Raw genomic sequence first — 14507 nt, 5'->3', positions numbered from 1 at the left:
GGGCAGGGGCGAACGCCGGCCGCCGATGACGCGACGTCAGCGCTTCTTGATCCTGTGCCTCTTCCCGCACTGCGCGCGACTCGCGTGAACCACGTGGGTGATTGCGCACGCGAAAGGGCTCCCACAGGGCACAGAAACACCAACGCGCCTCACATCCCGACCCTGCCCCTGGAGCCTCGATGCCGCAGAAAGCCGATCACCAGGTACCCGTCCTCATCGTGGGCGGCTCTCTGGTGGGCCTGTCCCTCTCCCTGTTCCTGGGCCGTCTCGGCGTGCCGCACATGCTCGTCGAACGGCACTCCGGAACCTCGATCCACCCACGTGGCCGAGGCAACAACCTGCGCACGATGGAGTTGTTCCGGGTGGCGGGCATCGAGCCGGACATCAAGGCGGCGGCCTCGCTCCTCGCGGACAACCACGGCATTCTGCAGACCCCGACGCTCGTCGGTGACGCCGGCGAATGGCTGTTTAGGGAGATCGATCCGGGTGGCGGGCTCGCGAGGTTCAGCCCTACGGGGTGGTGCCTGTGCAGCCAGAACGATCTGGAGCCGGTGCTGCTGAAGGGGGCCCGGGCGCTCGGCGGCGACCTGCGGTACTTCCATGAGATGGAAGCCTTCGAACAGGACCCCGAAGGAGTGACGGCGTTCGTCCGCAATCGTGACAGCGACGAGCTGTACACGGTGCGCGCGGACTACCTGGTGGCGGCCGACGGCCCGCGCAGCCCCGTCCGGCGCCGGCTCGCGATCGAGCAGAACGGACCCGGCGACCTCTTCGCCAACGTGAGCATCACCTTCCGGTCCAAGCTGCTCGCCGAGACGGTCGGCGACCGGCTCTTCATCTGCTGCTACCTGACCAACCCCGAGGCCGACGGCGCCCTGCTGCCCATCGACAACAAGGAGCACTGGGTCTTCCACGCGCCCTGGCACCCGGAAAACGGCGAGCGGCTGGAGGAGTTCACCGAGGAGCGGCTCCAGCGGCACATCCGGCTGGCCGTCGGCGTCCCCGACCTCGATGTCGAGGTCACCGGCAAGGCCTCCTGGCGGGCCGCCGAGCGCGTCGCCGAGCGGTACTCGGCCGGCCGGGTCCTGCTCGCCGGCGACTCCGCCCACGAGATGTCCCCGACCGGCGCCTTCGGCTCCAACACCGGCATCCAGGACGCCCACAACCTGGCCTGGAAGCTCTCCGCCGTCCTCGACGGCTGGGCCGGACCCGACCTGCTGGAGACCTACGACACCGAGCGCAGGCCCGTCGCGATGGCCACCAGCGCCCGGGCCTCGGCCCGCTCCGTGGAGCACAGCCACCCCGGCTTCGCCCCCACCCCCGGCGTCGGCGGCGGCCCGCGCAGCGGGATCCTCCCCGTCGTGCTGGCCTACCGGTACCTGGAGGGCGCCGTCCTGGGCGCCGACCAGGCCCAGCCGGTCGTACCCGACGGGGTGCGGCTGACCGGGGACCCGGGCAGCCGGGCCCCGCACCTGTGGCTGCGCCGCGCGGGCGGGCGGCTCTCCACGATCGATCTCTACGAGCGGTCGCTGGTGCTGCTCTGCGACGCCGGATCGGCGGCCGGCGCGGCCTGGCACGACGCCGCCCGGCGCGTCGCCGGCACGGACGGCGTACGGCTGGAGGCGTACCGGATCGGCGCCGGGGCGGACGCCGACCTGACGTACGACGGGGACGGTCCCGCCGGCGGCTGGGCCGGGGCGCACGGCACGACGGCCGACGGGGCGGTGCTGGTGCGGCCGGACGGGTTCGTGGCCTGGCGCGCGTCCGGTGCCGTGCCGGATCCGGAGGCGGAGCTGCGCCGGGTCGTGGCGGCGGTGCTGCGCCGGCGCTGAGGCCGGCCCGCGCACGGCGGAGGCCACCCGCACCGGGCGGTGCGGGTGGCCTCCGGCTGCCGGGGGTGCCCCGGACTCAGATCCGGACTTCGACCGTCTTGGCGAGCCGGTCGTGCAGGCCGCGGCCGTCGCGGTCCCAGACCAGGGCCGGGATCGCGAGGCACAGCAGGACCGTGCGCAGCAGCGCGCGCCCCGGGCTGACCGTGCCGGTCTCCAGCGCCACCACCCGGATGCCGAAGATCCGCTTGCCGGGGGTGAAGCCGACCGTGCCGACGGTCAGGGCGCTCAGGGCGAAGAAGACGCCCAGCGTCCAGTTGCTGGTGGCGGGGCCGTTGCCGTGTGTGATAAGGCCGTATGCGATCAGGACGCACAGCGCCCAGTCCACGGCGAGAGCGCCGAGCCGGCGCCCGGGCCGGGCGATCGAGTTCGGCCCGTCCTCGGGGAGACCGAGCTGCTCGCCCCGGTATCCGAAGTCGGCGCCGGCCTCTTCCATGGCCGCGCGCGGCCCGGAGAGCCACGATCCGATTGCCTGCCTGTTGTCCACCCGACCACGGTACTGCGCCCGGTTTCGGGCACTACGCGCAGGGGTGTGTCGGGGCTACGGTGGACAGGTGGCCGGTTAACTTCTGCGAAACAAACGGGTCACGCCCGAGAAATCACCCGTCCCTAGGGTCGAGACCAGCGTGTGCCACCGCACTGGCAGCACGAACGATCTACCACCCCGGCGCCCCGGCGCGGACGGTCGGGAGTAGGAGGAGCTGGATGTTCCAGAACGCCGACGAGGCCAAGAAGTACATCGCGGACGAGGACGTCAAGTTCGTCGACGTCCGCTTCTGCGACCTGCCGGGCGTCATGCAGCACTTCACGTTGCCCGCCGAGGCGTTCGACCCCGACGACGAGCAGGCCTTCGACGGGTCGTCGATCCGCGGCTTCCAGGCCATCCACGAGTCGGACATGGCCCTGCGCCCCGACCTGTCCACCGCGCGCATCGACCCGTTCCGCCGGGACAAGACCCTCAACATCAACTTCTTCATCCACGACCCGATCACGGGCGAGCAGTACTCCCGTGACCCGCGCAACGTGGCGAAGAAGGCGGAGGCGTACCTGGCGTCGACCGGCATCGCCGACACCGCGTACTTCGGCCCCGAGGCCGAGTTCTACGTCTTCGACAGCGTCCGCTTCGCGACCTCGGCGAACGAGTCCTTCTACCACATCGACTCCGAGGCGGGCGCCTGGAACACCGGCGCCGTCGAGGACAACCGCGGGTACAAGGTCCGCTACAAGGGCGGCTACTTCCCGGTCCCGCCGGTCGACCACTTCGCCGACCTGCGCGCCGAGATCTCCCTGGAGCTGGACAAGCAGGGTCTGAAGGTCGAGCGCCAGCACCACGAGGTGGGCACCGCCGGCCAGGCGGAGATCAACTACAAGTTCAACACGCTGCTCGCCGCCGCCGACGACCTCCAGCTCTTCAAGTACATCGTGAAGAACGTCGCCTGGCGCAACGGCAAGACCGCGACCTTCATGCCGAAGCCGATCTTCGGCGACAACGGCTCGGGCATGCACGTGCACCAGTCGCTGTGGTCCAACGGCGACCCGCTGTTCTACGACGAGGCCGGCTACGCGGGCCTGTCGGACACCGCCCGCTACTACATCGGCGGCATCCTCAAGCACGCCCCGTCGCTGCTGGCCTTCACCAACCCGACGGTGAACTCGTACCACCGTCTGGTGCCGGGCTTCGAGGCGCCGATCAACCTGGTGTACTCGCAGCGCAACCGCTCCGCCGCGATGCGTATCCCGATCACCGGCTCCAACCCGAAGGCCAAGCGCGTCGAGTTCCGCGCCCCGGACTCCTCCGGCAACCCGTACCTGGCCTTCTCCGCGCTGCTCCTCGCGGGCCTGGACGGCATCAAGAACAAGATCGAGCCGGCCGAGCCGATCGACAAGGACCTGTACGAGCTGGCTCCCGAGGAGCACGCGAACGTCGCCCAGGTCCCGACCTCGCTCGGCGCCGTCCTCGACCGCCTGGAGGCCGACCACGAGTTCCTCCTCCAGGGCGACGTCTTCACGCCCGACCTGATCGAGACGTGGATCGACTACAAGCGCGCCAACGAGATCGCCCCGCTCCAGCTCCGCCCGCACCCGCACGAGTTCGAGCTGTACTTCGACGTGTGACAGACGCCCCGAAGCGCCGCCGAGGCCCCGCCGCTCCCCCGGGAGAGGCGGGGCCTCGGCCGTGGCCGCCGCATCCGCGGGGCGCGCATCCGCCGCCGTTATGGCAGTAACATCGGGTGACTCGCAGATCCGGACATGCGCGGGGTCGTCGGCGAGCGGCGGGGCGGTGCGGGGCGAAGGGGGATCAGGTGAGCGGCTTCCGGCGGTTCATCGTCATCATGCTGTTCGACGGCGTCGATCTGCTGGACGTCACCGGGCCGCCGGAGGTGTTCGCGCTGCTCCGGCGGGAGACCGACGGCGAGACCGGGTACGAGGTGGTGCTGGCCGCCGCGACCATGGAGCCCGTGACCACCTCCGCCGGGGTCCGGGTCCTGCCGGACCTCACCTTCGCCGAGGCGTCCCGGCGGGCCATCGACACCCTGCTGGTGCCCGGCTCGGTCGAGGTCGACGAGGAGCGCCGGGTGCACGCCCTCGCCGATCCCGCCGTCGTCGACTGGGTGCGGACGCTCGCCGGGCGGACCCGGCGGCTCGCCTCGGTCTGCGTCGGCGCCCACCTGCTCGCCGCCGCCGGTCTGCTGGACGGCCGGCGGGCCACCACCCACTGGTCGACCGCACAGCAGCTGGCCGCCGACCATCCCTCGGTCGAGGTGGACGCCGACCCGATCTTCATCCGCGACGGCGGGGTGTGGACCGGTGCCGGGATCACCGCCTGCCTCGACCTGTCCCTCGCCCTGGTCGCCGAGGACTTCGGGGAGGCCGTGGCCCTGCGGGTCGCCCGCCAGCTGGTCATGTACCTGAAGCGGCCGAGCGGGCAGAGCCAGTTCAGCGTGCCCATCGAGCCCCTCTCCACCACCCGGCGCACGGCCGAGCTGCGCCACTTCGTCACCGAGCACCTCGCGGGGCCGCTGACCATCGCCGATCTGGCCCGGCACGCCCATGTCAGCGAGCGCCAGATCACCCGGATCTTCAAGACGGAACTCGGCTCGACCCCGGCCGCCTATATCGAGGCCGCCCGCGTGGAGGCGGCCCGGAACCGGCTGGAGACCACGGACGACACCCTGGAGCGGGTCGCGTCCGGCTGCGGCTTCGGCACCACCGACACCCTCATCCGGGCGTTCCGCCGCAAGCTCAACACGACCCCCACGGAGTACCGCACCCGTTTCCGCCACTCGGGCTGACCGGCCCCGGCCCCGGTGCAACCTTTCGCGCTTCCCAGGCTTCCTATTGTCGGGAGATCATCACTCCGGACCGAGTCGGGACCGTGTCGGACGAGAGAGGTTGCAACGGGGATGGGGATGCCGGAACAGGACGACTGGGAGCACGAGTTCGATCACCGGTGGGCGAACTCCGCCGAACACAAGGAGCCCTCCGCCCGGGCCCGGATGCTCGCCGCCCGCTGGAAGGAGAACCCGCCGGAGCCGGCCCCCTTCCGCGCCGACCCGGACCCGGCACCGCGCCGCTCGTCGTGGGTGTCGACGGCCGTGGTGCTCGGCTGCGTGGCCGCGGTGATCGTACTGCTGGGGTACGCGCAGCTGCGCTCGCCGTACTGACCGGACCGCGCCGGGAGCCTTTGCCCCTCCTAGGGCCGTTCCGGACCGCTTCATGGCGGACGGCAGGTGCACACTGGACAGCGGGACGAGTGCCTGACTGCGGGGTGATGCAAGATGCAGAGCCGCTTCCGGAGCGACCGGCGGCTGACCGTCCGCATGACGATCACGCTGTTTCTGCTCGGGTTGTTGTACGTGGGGTTCGTCGCCGCCCTGATCGTGCTGCTGAAGTCGTGGCTGCTGGTCGTGGTGCTGGTGGGCGCGATGTTCGTGGCGCAGTTCTGGTTCTCCGACCGGATCGCGATGTTCGCCATGCACGGCCGGGTCGTGGAGCGGGAGCAGTATCCCGAGCTGCACGCCGTGGTGGACCGGCTGTGCGCGATCGCGGACATGCCGAAGCCGGTGGTCGCCGTGTCCAGCATGGACATGCCGAACGCGTTCGCCACCGGGCGCAATCCCGATCACGCCGTCGTCTGCGTGACGACCGGGCTGCTGCGGCGGCTGGAGCCCGACGAGCTGGAGGGCGTGCTCGCGCACGAGCTGTCGCACGTGGCGCACAAGGACGTCGCCGTGATCACGGTGGCGTCCTTCCTCGGGGTGGTCGCGGGCCTCGTCGTACGGTTCGCGTTCTACTCCCAGCTCTTCGGCGGGGGCCGCCGGGACCAGAACACCGCGGCCGTCTTCGCCGCCGTGCTGGGCGTCTCCGCGGCCGTGTACGCGATCAGCTTCCTGCTGATCCGGGCGCTGTCCCGGTACCGGGAGCTGGCCGCCGACCGCGCCGCGGCGCACCTGACCGGCCGGCCCTCGGCGCTGGCGTCCGCGCTCACCAAGGTCTCCGGGGACATCGCCCGGATCCCGACCAAGGACCTGCGCACGGCCCAGGCGTTCAACGCGTTCTACTTCACCCCGGCCACCGGCAAGGAGCCCGGCATCGAGCGGTTCTTCTCCACGCACCCGAGCCTGGAGCAGCGGCTGGAGCAGCTGGGCCGGATCTCGGCCGAGCTGGGCGAGGCCGCCACCCCGGGGAAGGCGGGCTGACGGTGGGGCTGCTGGACATCCTGCTGGGGCGTACGAAGCCGGTCGCACCCGATCTCGACCAGTTGTTCGCGCTGCCGTCGGCGGCGGTGACGCTGGAGGCGGCGGCCGGTTTCACGCCGACCGGCGACGGCGCGGTGTGCTTCGCCACGGTGGAGGGCGCGGCCTTCGAGCAGACGCACCGGGAGGTGCAGGCGCTGCTGGACGCGGACACCGACCGCACCGGCCCGCCGGTCCAGCTGCGCCGGGACGGTTACGGCTACTCCTGGCTGGTGTCCCGGCGCACCCCCGACCAGCTGCCGCAGCTCGTCAACGACCTGCACGCGGTGAACAGTTCGCTGGAGGTCAACGGGTTCGGCCCGCAACTGCTGTGCTCCCTTGCCGCCTTCACGGACGACGGCGGCCGGCGGCTGGCGCTCGTCTACCTGTACAAGCGCGGCACCTTCTATCCGCTGTGCCCCCGCGCCGATCAGCACAGACGCGACAACGCGCTGGAGCTCCAGGTGGCCGCCCTGCTGAAGGACGACCTCACCATCGAGCCGGACAAGTCACGCTGGTTCCCCCTCTGGGACGTACCGGGACTGACCGACTGAGCCGTCGGCGCCTCGCCGGCGCCGACGGTCCGCCCCGCCCGCCCCTCCGTCCCCTGCCGCCCGTTCACCGCGTCTTCTCGCGCTGCTGCCCGCGGGTCTCGAAGGGGCGCTCACGGCGGTAGCGGCGCTCCCACCTGGCCTGCCGGTCCCGGCGGTCCCGGTACGCCCGGTAGCTGTCGGGCGCCGGGCCGGCGGGCGGGGTCGTCGTACCGGGTGAGCCGCGCCCGTGCGTCGCGTACAGATACAGCAGCGCGACGGCGGCGAGCCACCAGAGGTGGTCTCCGATGCCGAGGATCACCAGGACGGCGGTCCCGGTCGCGAGGATGCCACGCATGACGGACCTCCGTTGGGTGCGTGCGGGGTGGACGGGGGTGCGGGAGCGGAGTGGGTCCGCTCCGGTTCGCTCGCTCAGCGTAGGGAGGGTGTGACAGTCGGTGCATCCTGTTTTCGGCTGCGCGGGCGGCCATGAGTGAATGGCCCGCATGGACGGATTCACCGGTTTCAGTCACACCTACGGCGGCGAACGGCTCAGCGGAGTGAGCGCGGGCCCGGCCGGCCGGGCCACGGCGGTACTGCTGCACGGCGCCGGCAACGGCAGCAAGGAGCGGCTCCTGCCGTTCCTCGCCGACTTCGCCGCCCAGGGCTGCCGCGCCCTGGCGTTCGACTTCTCCGGGCACGGCGACAGCACGGGCGCACTCGCGGAGCTGAGCCTGCGCGGGCGGTACGAGCAGGCGGTGGCGGTGCTCGACGCGCACGCCCCGGCCCCCGACCCGCTGATCCTGGTCGGCTTCAGCATGAGCGGCCAGACGGTCGCCGACCTGGTACGGCACTACGGGCGCCGGGTGGCGGCGGTGGGGCTGTGCGCGCCCGCCGTCTACACGCCCGAGGCATGGGAGGTGCCGTTCGGCACCGGCGAGGGCCGCTTCTCCGAGCTGATCCGCACGCCGGACAGCTGGCGGCACTCCCCCGCCCTCGACGTGCTCCGCTCGTACGCGGGCCGGGCGGTGCTGGCGGTGCCGGGCAGGGAGACGATCATCCCGCCGGAGGTGACGGCGGCCGTGCAGGAGGCGCTGTCGGCCCGCGCCCGGTACACGCGCCTCGACCTGCCGGAGGCCGAGCACTGGCTGGGCCTGTGGTTCCGCGACCACGCCGAGGACCGGCGGGAGTTCGTGGCCGCCCTGCTGGACGGGCGGCCCCCGGCGCGCGGGCCGGAGGCACGCGGAACGGTGGCACGCGGAACGGTTGTCAGTGGCGTCGGCGACCATGACGGCACCACGGAGTGAACATCGGGAGGCCGGCATGACAGTGGGGCTGCGACACATCGACGCGGCGGAGCGCCGGGCCCGGCTGGCGCTGCGGCACCGCCTCGCCGGGGCGGCGCGGGCGGCGACGCCCGAGGAGGTCGCGGCCTCCCTGGTCGCCCTGCACGGCACGGATCCGGCGACGGTGCACCTGGCGGTGGCCGCCCGGCTGCGCGACCCGGCGCGGGCGGTGCGGGAGACCGAGCGGGCGCTGTACGAGGACGGCACGCTGGTGCGGATGCACGGCATGCGGCACACGGTGTTCGTGTTCCCCGCCGATCTGACAGCCGTCGTGCACGCCTCCACGGGCCTCGCGGTGGCCGCCCGCGAACGCGCCACGCTGCTGCGGGAGATGGCGATCGCGGGCGCCCCGGACGCGGACTGGCTCGCGGAGGTCGAGGAGTCCACGCTCGCCGCGCTGGCCCGGCGCGGCCAGGCGACGGCGGCGGAGCTCGCGGCGGACGAACCCCGCCTGCGCGAGCGGTTCGTGTACGCGCCGGGCAAGAGCTACGAGGGCATCCACACGGTCTCGACCCGGCTGCTGCGCGTGCTCGGCGTGGAGGGCAAGGTGGTCCGGGGCCGGCCGCTCGGCTCCTGGACGTCCAGTCAGTTCCGCTGGGCCCCGGCACCGGCCCACCCCGAGCTGGACACGGCCGAGGCCCAGTCCCGCCTGCTCGGCCGCTGGCTGCTGGCGTGCGGCCCGGCGACCGAGGCCGACCTGAGGTGGTGGACGGGCTGGCGGGCGGCGGAGCTGCGCCGCGCGCTGTCCGCGGCCGGCGCCCGGGAGGTCCTGCTGGACGAGGGCACGGGGTACGTCGCCGACGGCGACACGGACCCGGTGGCGGCCCCCGAGGAGCCCTGGGCCGCCCTGCTGCCCGCCCTTGACCCGACGGCCATGGCCTGGCAGGGGCGCGACTGGTATCTGGAGCCGGCGCTGCGTGCGCAGCTCTTCGACCGCAGCGGCAACGTGGGCCCGACGGTGTGGTGGAACGGCCGGGTGGTGGGCGGCTGGGCCCAGCGCGCGGACGGCTCGGTCGTCTGGCGGATCCCCGACGAGGGCGTCCGCCGGGAGTCCGCGGACTGGGTCGCGGCGGAGGCGGCACGGCTGCGCGAGCGGCTGGGGACGACCCGCGTCACCCCGCGCTTCCGGACCCCGCTGGAGCGGGAGTTGACGGCCTGACGCCGCCGGGTGCCCCGCACGTCGCGGGACACCCGGCACCCGGCACCCCGCTCAGCGCGAGTAGCGCATCAGCGCCCGCACCATGTGGCACGTGGTGTCGGACGGGGGACGCATCCCGATCCGCTCGGCGGTGCCGCGGATCGTCTCGTTCCGGGCCTGGTCCGGCAGGTAGAGGCCGGAGTCGAGCAGCGCTATGGCGAGGCGCATGGCCTTCAGGCGCCGGTTGTGCGAGACGTACCACTCGCGGGGCCGCCCGGCCGGCAGCGGCGGCTTCACCACGGGCTCGTAGGGCGAGTCGAACAGCACGGAACGCCGGGCGGTGGACTGGGTCGGCAAGGACTTCGGCTTGAGAGCGGCAGCGGGCACAGGCATCCTCCTGTCGCGGTCAGGGCGGACACCGAACGGCCGGCGCCCACCCTCGAACACTGCTTCTATTCTACGACCCACCACTGACAAAAGCCCCTGGCCACGAGGGCTTTCGGGGCTCCAGTGACGGGGGTGCAGGACGTTTTTCGCCTACCGTGTCCGGCATGGAGATCTGGATCAATCCGGCCTGTTCCAAGTGCCGCAGCGCGATCGGCCTGCTCGATGCCGAAGGGGCCGAGTACACCGTCCGGCGCTATCTGGAGGACGTGCCGAGCGCGGACGAGATCAGGGCCGTGCTCGGCCGCCTGAACCTCGAACCGTGGGACATCACCCGCACCCAGGAGGCGGTCGCCAAGGAGCTGGGACTCAAGGACTGGCCACGGGACGCGGGTGCGCGGGACCGGTGGATCGACGCGCTCGCCGAGCACCCCAAACTCCTCCAGCGCCCGATCATCACGGCGGACGACGGGACGACGCTGGTGGCCCGCAGCGAGGAGGCCGTACGGGAGGCCATCGCCCACAACAAGAACTGATATTCCCTCAACTACGCTGTGACGGAGGTTACTTAAGCGGCTCCCGCGGCCGTTGAGCAGCCCCGTCCGGTGCCTCGTACATAGCGGCGTACGCTCCCCTACCTCTTCAGGAGGCGCGCATGTCGCGCAGGAGAACTCTCGGCACGAAGAAGAAGATCGCGCTGCTCGTCAGTGCCGCGGCGGTGGCGGGCGGCGGGGCCTTCGCGCTGGCGTCCACCTCGAACGCCGCGCAGAGCCCGCAGGACGCCAAGACGCTCTCGGCCGGGGACTCGACCGTCTGCCAGGGGCTGGCCACCGCCCTCGGCAACAACGAGAAGTTCATCGCGGACCAGAAGGCAAAGCCGGACGCGCAGTCGGCGGCCCGGATCGCCAACCGCGAGGCGGTCATCGACCAGATCAAGGTGCAGCAGAAGGCGTCCGGTTGCACCGTCGGGGAGTCGGCTCAGGACTCTCAGGCGGCGCAGGGCGGCGACGCACAGCAGGGTGGCGACGCACAGCAGGGCGGCCAGCAGGCCGGCGGTCAGCAGGCCGGTGGGCAGCAGGCCGGTGGGCAGCAGAGTGCGCAGCCCGCGCCGGGCGGTGCCGCCGGGGCCGGTGACGGTGCCGCGGCGGCCTCCGGCCAGCAGGTGTGCAACGGCTCCACCGTGACGCTCTCCGGCGAGGGCGGCGCCCCGGCCGCGTCCAGCAACCAGTTCCCGGCGGGGACGACCCTGAAGGTCACCAACCTGGACAACAAGAAGTCCACCACGGTGAAGGTGACGTCCGTCTCCGGCAGCTGCGTGCTGCTCAACAACGCCGCCTTCGAGCAGGTCCGGGAACCGGGCAAGTTCCTCATCCGGCGCGCGGTGATCGAGAAGGTGGGGTGAGGCCGCGAGAGCCGACAGAACATCCGTGAGGTGGCGGCCCGTCCGTCATCCCGGCGAGGTCATGGGTCCTGCCGCTCGCGGCCACGAGCGGCAGGACTCTAGCCATCGGGTGCATCAGGCGGGGCATCAGCCGTACTGCTTGGTGTGGCCCTGACCTGGGGTTTCATGGCGTGCGGGCGGGGTTTGGTCTCGTTGGGCCGCCAGCATGGCAGCCAGGGCTTCCGGCCCGATCCGGCTCAGCGCCCAGAGGCTGCTGATGTGGCGGGCCCACCGCCAGAGTGGGTCGCCCGTGTCCACAGGGGTGTGGAAGGACAGCACCTGGATGCCGTGGCCATCGAACGCCTGAGTGTCGAGGTAGCGCCAGCCGCCCGTGCCGCAGAGGTAGTGGGTGCTGCTGGTGGCCGCGGCGAGGTCGGCGAGTCTCTCTGACCGGCCCACCCGCGTCGGAATCGCACTGGAGCGCAGTACCTCGCCGCTCCAGCCCAACGCGGTGAGCAGGGCGACCGTCGACGCCTTGGCGACATCGGATACACGGTCGGTGTCCTCGAACTGATCGAGAACCGCGTCCAGGACGTCGCGCACCGCGAGCCAGTAGCGGCTGCGGCCGTAGTACTGGCGTGTCAACAGGCTGACGGTGCGACGGGATCGGCCGGGTTCGGCGAGCCGTGCCTGGTCGATCGGTGTCGGGCGCCCGTGAGGAAGGCGGGTCGGGAGCGTGAGCCACTGCTGCCGAGCGGGCTCGTCCAGGGCCGCCAGACGAGCCCGGTTCTGGTAGTCGCGCCGGGCGAACTGGACGTCGTCGAGGACGATCCACCGGTCGGCGGCGTACAGCTTCGCCACCGTGGACAGCCGCGGGAACAGGTTCGGTTGGTGGATCGCGCACACTCCGCCCGGCGAACCGGCATGGGACGGGTCAGGTGCCGATGAGGCGGCTGTCGAATCCGTCGCGCATAAGGCGCTCGTAAGCGTCATACACATCCCCCGGTACGTCCTGCTCGACGGCGAAGCCGAGCTTCGGGTACTCGATCACACGTTGCAGGTCGCCGACGAGCATGTCGACGACGAGCTTCTCGTCGCCGATGGACTTGATGTAGTCGTCCAACTCCAGTGGCTCGGAGGCGCAGACAACCTCCGCCTCGGACCACAGCTTGCGGCACGTCGCGTACGAGCGGCGCTCCATGTACGGCTTGGAGATCAGCAGCAGCGACTCCACCGCGATGTCGGCCTCGGCCAGCAGCTCACGGGAGAACGTGATGTTCTGACCAGTGTTGGCTGCCTTCGGCTCGACCAGGATCGCTTCGTCCGGCACACCCAGGCTCAGCGCATGCTCGCGGTAGTGCACCGCCTCGCCGCGCGGGAAACGGGCCCGGGTGGTGGGGCTGTTGCCGCCGCTGAACACCACGACTGAGAAGAGACCGGCGCGGTACAGATCGGCGGCCGCGGTGGCCACCCCGAGGTCGTGGCTGCCCAGGCCGATCGCCGCCGAGCAGGGCCGCTGCTCGTGGCCCATCTGGTGGTAGTTCCAGATCAGCGTCGCGTCGTGGAACTGCTCGTCGGTGATCTGGCGCTGCTCATGCTCCGGCACTGGCACTCCCTGGCTCATCCCTGTTGGTCCTTGCGGATGCCCTCGATGCTGCGCAGCTGGTGGCTCAGCCCGTACTGCCGGGCCACGTGTGCCGCCTGATCGAGGACGGACAGCCCATCATTCCGGGTCGCCGCATCCGACAGAAGGATGTGCCCGTACGCGGTGTCGAACCGCACCCGTTGCATCGGGGAGTCGACCGTGCCGGTCGTGCGCGCGATGCCGATGTAGTGCAGGGCCTGCTTCAGGTCGCCGGCACCGCGGTGGGCCAGGGCCAGCTTCTGGTGCGCGACCGACCAGTCCTCCGGTTCGCCCAGGTCCTCGAAGGCATGGGTGGCGGCCGTCATCACGTTGGTGGCGTATTCGTTGTTGCCCTCCTTACTCAGCGCCGTACCCACCCAGAGCCGCGCCCGGGCTCGATCGCGCAAGCTCAAACGCTCATCTGAGGCCAGGAGTTCGTACTGGCGGGCGGAGACTTCGAGCTGGCCTGACATCTCCTGGACGACGGCAAGGGAGAGATCGATCTGTGCTGCTCGACGCGGGATGTCGAGTTCGGTGAACATGCCGCGGGCCGTCATGTACGAGTGGCGGGCGGAGAGCGGGCCGAGGATCGCGCCTTGGTCACGTTGGAGGTCGCCGAGGAGCACGAGGGAGCGGCCGTAGAGGTAGAGCCCCTTGTCATCCAGCCGATGCGGGTCGTGGCTGCTCAGCCAGCGGTTCAGCAGTGTGGCCGCAAAAGGGAAGTCTTGGCGACTGACGCAGACAACCGCACGCAGCCGCCCAGGCCCACATCGCTGCCCTCGGCGAAGCCATCGACGTCCTGCCGCTGCTCGCCCCCAGCCACCTACGGACACATCTGCAGCAGGCCGCCATCGCCTTCGAGCGCGCCACCCGCTCCCGCATCCGCGCCCAGCAGGACCAGGCCCGCGCCCTGCGGGGTGCCGTCCGAGCCCTGCGCACCGCGCCGGTCACCGGCGACGGCTCCGGGCTGGCGATGTTCCTCGACATCGCCGTCCTCATCGTCATCGCCACAGCCCGCTGGCACCAAGCCCGCCGGCACGACCAGCAGGTCGCCGCCGCCCACCAGACCCTGGCCCATCTCCAGACCGCCTACCGACAGGCTGCTGCCGGGCCGCTGGCCGCCCTGGCTCAGCGCCAACCACCGGCACGCGCCATGGAACGGCACGCCCAGCGGATCCTCGTGATCCTTCCCGACCACGCCCAACAGGTCCTCGACGACCCTGCCTGGCCCGCACTGGCCGCAGTCCTCACCGAAGCCGAGAACGCCGGCCGCGACCTCGAGCAACTCCTCCAGCACGCCGCACGCCAGCGCACCCTCGACGACGCCCGCTCCACCGCCAGGACCCTCACCTGGCGCGTCCAACGCCTCGCCGCCCGGCAGGCTCCCAGCGCCCGAGCACGGGCTGCCCAAGCCCGCACCAGCGTTGCAGCCTGGCCAGACTCCATCCAGCCCGTCACAGCCTGGCCTGGCGGCACCTG

At 71.6% G+C, this 14507-nt stretch carries 15 protein-coding genes and 2 pseudogenes; 11 read left to right on the top strand and 6 right to left on the bottom strand.

Annotation, left to right across the window (positions count from 1 at the left end; all coding sequences use genetic code 11):
• Positions 1 to 179 precede the first annotated feature (179 nt).
• Positions 180 to 1832 carry an FAD-dependent oxidoreductase gene (locus ACF073_RS14900; protein ID WP_392069880.1) on the top strand — a complete coding sequence of 551 codons (1653 nt, stop codon included), beginning with the start codon at positions 180 to 182 and terminating at the stop codon, positions 1830 to 1832.
• Between the two features lie 76 nt (positions 1833 to 1908).
• On the opposite strand, the gene ACF073_RS14895 is transcribed toward ACF073_RS14900, so the two are convergent.
• On the bottom strand, positions 1909 to 2376 hold the full coding sequence (locus ACF073_RS14895; protein WP_392069879.1) for an RDD family protein: 468 nt from the start codon (positions 2374 to 2376) through the stop codon (positions 1909 to 1911).
• Positions 2377 to 2594: 218 nt separating this feature from the next.
• On the opposite strand from ACF073_RS14895, the gene glnA reads away from it, so the two are divergent.
• The 5 genes from glnA (at position 2595) to ACF073_RS14870 (ending at position 7179) form a co-directional block, all read left to right on the top strand.
• Positions 2595 to 4004 carry a type I glutamate--ammonia ligase gene (gene glnA / locus ACF073_RS14890; RefSeq protein ID WP_392069877.1) on the top strand — a complete coding sequence of 470 codons (1410 nt, stop codon included), beginning with the start codon at positions 2595 to 2597 and terminating at the stop codon, positions 4002 to 4004.
• Positions 4005 to 4192: 188 nt separating this feature from the next.
• The gene (locus ACF073_RS14885; protein WP_392069875.1) at positions 4193 to 5182 is read left to right on the top strand and encodes a GlxA family transcriptional regulator; all 990 of its coding nucleotides are present in this window, start codon (positions 4193 to 4195) and stop codon (positions 5180 to 5182) included.
• A gap of 117 nt (positions 5183 to 5299) precedes the next feature.
• On the top strand, positions 5300 to 5554 hold the full coding sequence (locus ACF073_RS14880) for a hypothetical protein (RefSeq protein WP_392069873.1): 255 nt from the start codon (positions 5300 to 5302) through the stop codon (positions 5552 to 5554).
• Positions 5555 to 5668: 114 nt separating this feature from the next.
• A complete protein-coding gene (gene htpX, locus ACF073_RS14875) occupies positions 5669 to 6589 on the top strand; it encodes a zinc metalloprotease HtpX (RefSeq protein ID WP_392069871.1) in 921 nt (306 codons plus the stop codon).
• Between the two features lie 2 nt (positions 6590 to 6591).
• Complete coding sequence (locus ACF073_RS14870) at positions 6592 to 7179, top strand: hypothetical protein (RefSeq protein WP_392069869.1); 588 nt, start codon at positions 6592 to 6594, stop codon at positions 7177 to 7179.
• A gap of 64 nt (positions 7180 to 7243) precedes the next feature.
• Here ACF073_RS14870 and ACF073_RS14865 read toward each other — a convergent pair whose 3' ends face one another.
• Entirely contained in the window at positions 7244 to 7513 is a 270-nt protein-coding gene (locus ACF073_RS14865; RefSeq protein WP_392069868.1) for a hypothetical protein, read from the bottom strand.
• A gap of 148 nt (positions 7514 to 7661) precedes the next feature.
• On the opposite strand from ACF073_RS14865, the gene ACF073_RS14860 reads away from it, so the two are divergent.
• Both ACF073_RS14860 and ACF073_RS14855 read left to right on the top strand, forming a co-directional pair.
• The gene (locus ACF073_RS14860; protein ID WP_392069866.1) at positions 7662 to 8462 is read left to right on the top strand and encodes an alpha/beta hydrolase; all 801 of its coding nucleotides are present in this window, start codon (positions 7662 to 7664) and stop codon (positions 8460 to 8462) included.
• Between the two features lie 16 nt (positions 8463 to 8478).
• Entirely contained in the window at positions 8479 to 9660 is a 1182-nt protein-coding gene (locus ACF073_RS14855) for a winged helix DNA-binding domain-containing protein (RefSeq protein ID WP_392069864.1), read from the top strand.
• Positions 9661 to 9711: 51 nt separating this feature from the next.
• Here the strand turns inward: ACF073_RS14855 and ACF073_RS14850 are convergent, their stop codons facing one another.
• Positions 9712 to 10026 (bottom strand): hypothetical protein, encoded by a 315-nt coding sequence (locus ACF073_RS14850; RefSeq protein ID WP_392069862.1) that lies wholly within the window; start codon positions 10024 to 10026, stop codon positions 9712 to 9714.
• Positions 10027 to 10190: 164 nt separating this feature from the next.
• Between ACF073_RS14850 and ACF073_RS14845 the strand changes: the two genes are divergently transcribed.
• Positions 10191 to 10559: an arsenate reductase family protein gene (locus ACF073_RS14845; protein ID WP_392069860.1), complete on the top strand. Its 369-nt coding sequence runs from the start codon at positions 10191 to 10193 to the stop codon at positions 10557 to 10559.
• A gap of 119 nt (positions 10560 to 10678) precedes the next feature.
• Positions 10679 to 11425 carry a hypothetical protein gene (locus tag ACF073_RS14840; RefSeq protein WP_392069858.1) on the top strand — a complete coding sequence of 249 codons (747 nt, stop codon included), beginning with the start codon at positions 10679 to 10681 and terminating at the stop codon, positions 11423 to 11425.
• Between the two features lie 126 nt (positions 11426 to 11551).
• On the opposite strand, the gene ACF073_RS14835 is transcribed toward ACF073_RS14840, so the two are convergent.
• The 3 genes and pseudogenes from ACF073_RS14835 to ACF073_RS14825 form a co-directional block, all read right to left on the bottom strand.
• Positions 11552 to 12310 carry a WbqC family protein gene (locus ACF073_RS14835; RefSeq protein ID WP_392069856.1) on the bottom strand — a complete coding sequence of 253 codons (759 nt, stop codon included), beginning with the start codon at positions 12308 to 12310 and terminating at the stop codon, positions 11552 to 11554.
• Positions 12311 to 12338: 28 nt separating this feature from the next.
• Complete coding sequence (locus tag ACF073_RS14830; RefSeq protein ID WP_392069854.1) at positions 12339 to 13028, bottom strand: YdcF family protein; 690 nt, start codon at positions 13026 to 13028, stop codon at positions 12339 to 12341.
• Positions 13025 to 13780: pseudogene (locus ACF073_RS14825) on the bottom strand (hypothetical protein); the annotation flags it as partial. The pseudogene ACF073_RS14825 and the gene ACF073_RS14830, both read right to left, overlap by 4 nt.
• On the opposite strand from ACF073_RS14825, the pseudogene ACF073_RS14820 reads away from it, so the two are divergent.
• Positions 13780 to 14460 (top strand): annotated as a pseudogene (locus tag ACF073_RS14820) (mobilization protein); the annotation flags it as partial. The pseudogenes ACF073_RS14825 and ACF073_RS14820 sit on opposite strands and share 1 nt — an antisense overlap.
• Positions 14461 to 14507: the final 47 nt, after the last annotated feature.

The organism is Streptomyces sp. NPDC015171 (assembly GCF_043079545.1).
Lineage (GTDB): Bacteria > Actinomycetota > Actinomycetes > Streptomycetales > Streptomycetaceae > Streptomyces.
The sequence above is the reverse complement of the archived record's forward strand: the minus strand, read 5'-3'. Positions and strand labels throughout refer to the sequence as shown.

Bases quoted from the DNA above. Each gene is read 5' to 3' on its own strand.
- ACF073_RS14900 (WP_392069880.1), top strand. From the start codon at position 180: ATGCCGCAGAAAGCCGATCACCAGGTACCCGTCCTCATCGTGGGCGGC.
- glnA (WP_392069877.1), top strand. From the start codon at position 2,595: ATGTTCCAGAACGCCGACGAGGCCAAGAAGTACATCGCGGACGAGGAC.
- ACF073_RS14880 (WP_392069873.1), top strand. From the start codon at position 5,300: ATGCCGGAACAGGACGACTGGGAGCACGAGTTCGATCACCGGTGGGCG.
- htpX (WP_392069871.1), top strand. From the start codon at position 5,669: ATGCAGAGCCGCTTCCGGAGCGACCGGCGGCTGACCGTCCGCATGACG.
- ACF073_RS14865 (WP_392069868.1), bottom strand. From the start codon at position 7,513: ATGCGTGGCATCCTCGCGACCGGGACCGCCGTCCTGGTGATCCTCGGC.
- ACF073_RS14860 (WP_392069866.1), top strand. From the start codon at position 7,662: ATGGACGGATTCACCGGTTTCAGTCACACCTACGGCGGCGAACGGCTC.
- ACF073_RS14855 (WP_392069864.1), top strand. From the start codon at position 8,479: ATGACAGTGGGGCTGCGACACATCGACGCGGCGGAGCGCCGGGCCCGG.
- ACF073_RS14845 (WP_392069860.1), top strand. From the start codon at position 10,191: ATGGAGATCTGGATCAATCCGGCCTGTTCCAAGTGCCGCAGCGCGATC.
- ACF073_RS14840 (WP_392069858.1), top strand. From the start codon at position 10,679: ATGTCGCGCAGGAGAACTCTCGGCACGAAGAAGAAGATCGCGCTGCTC.
- ACF073_RS14830 (WP_392069854.1), bottom strand. From the start codon at position 13,028: ATGAGCCAGGGAGTGCCAGTGCCGGAGCATGAGCAGCGCCAGATCACC.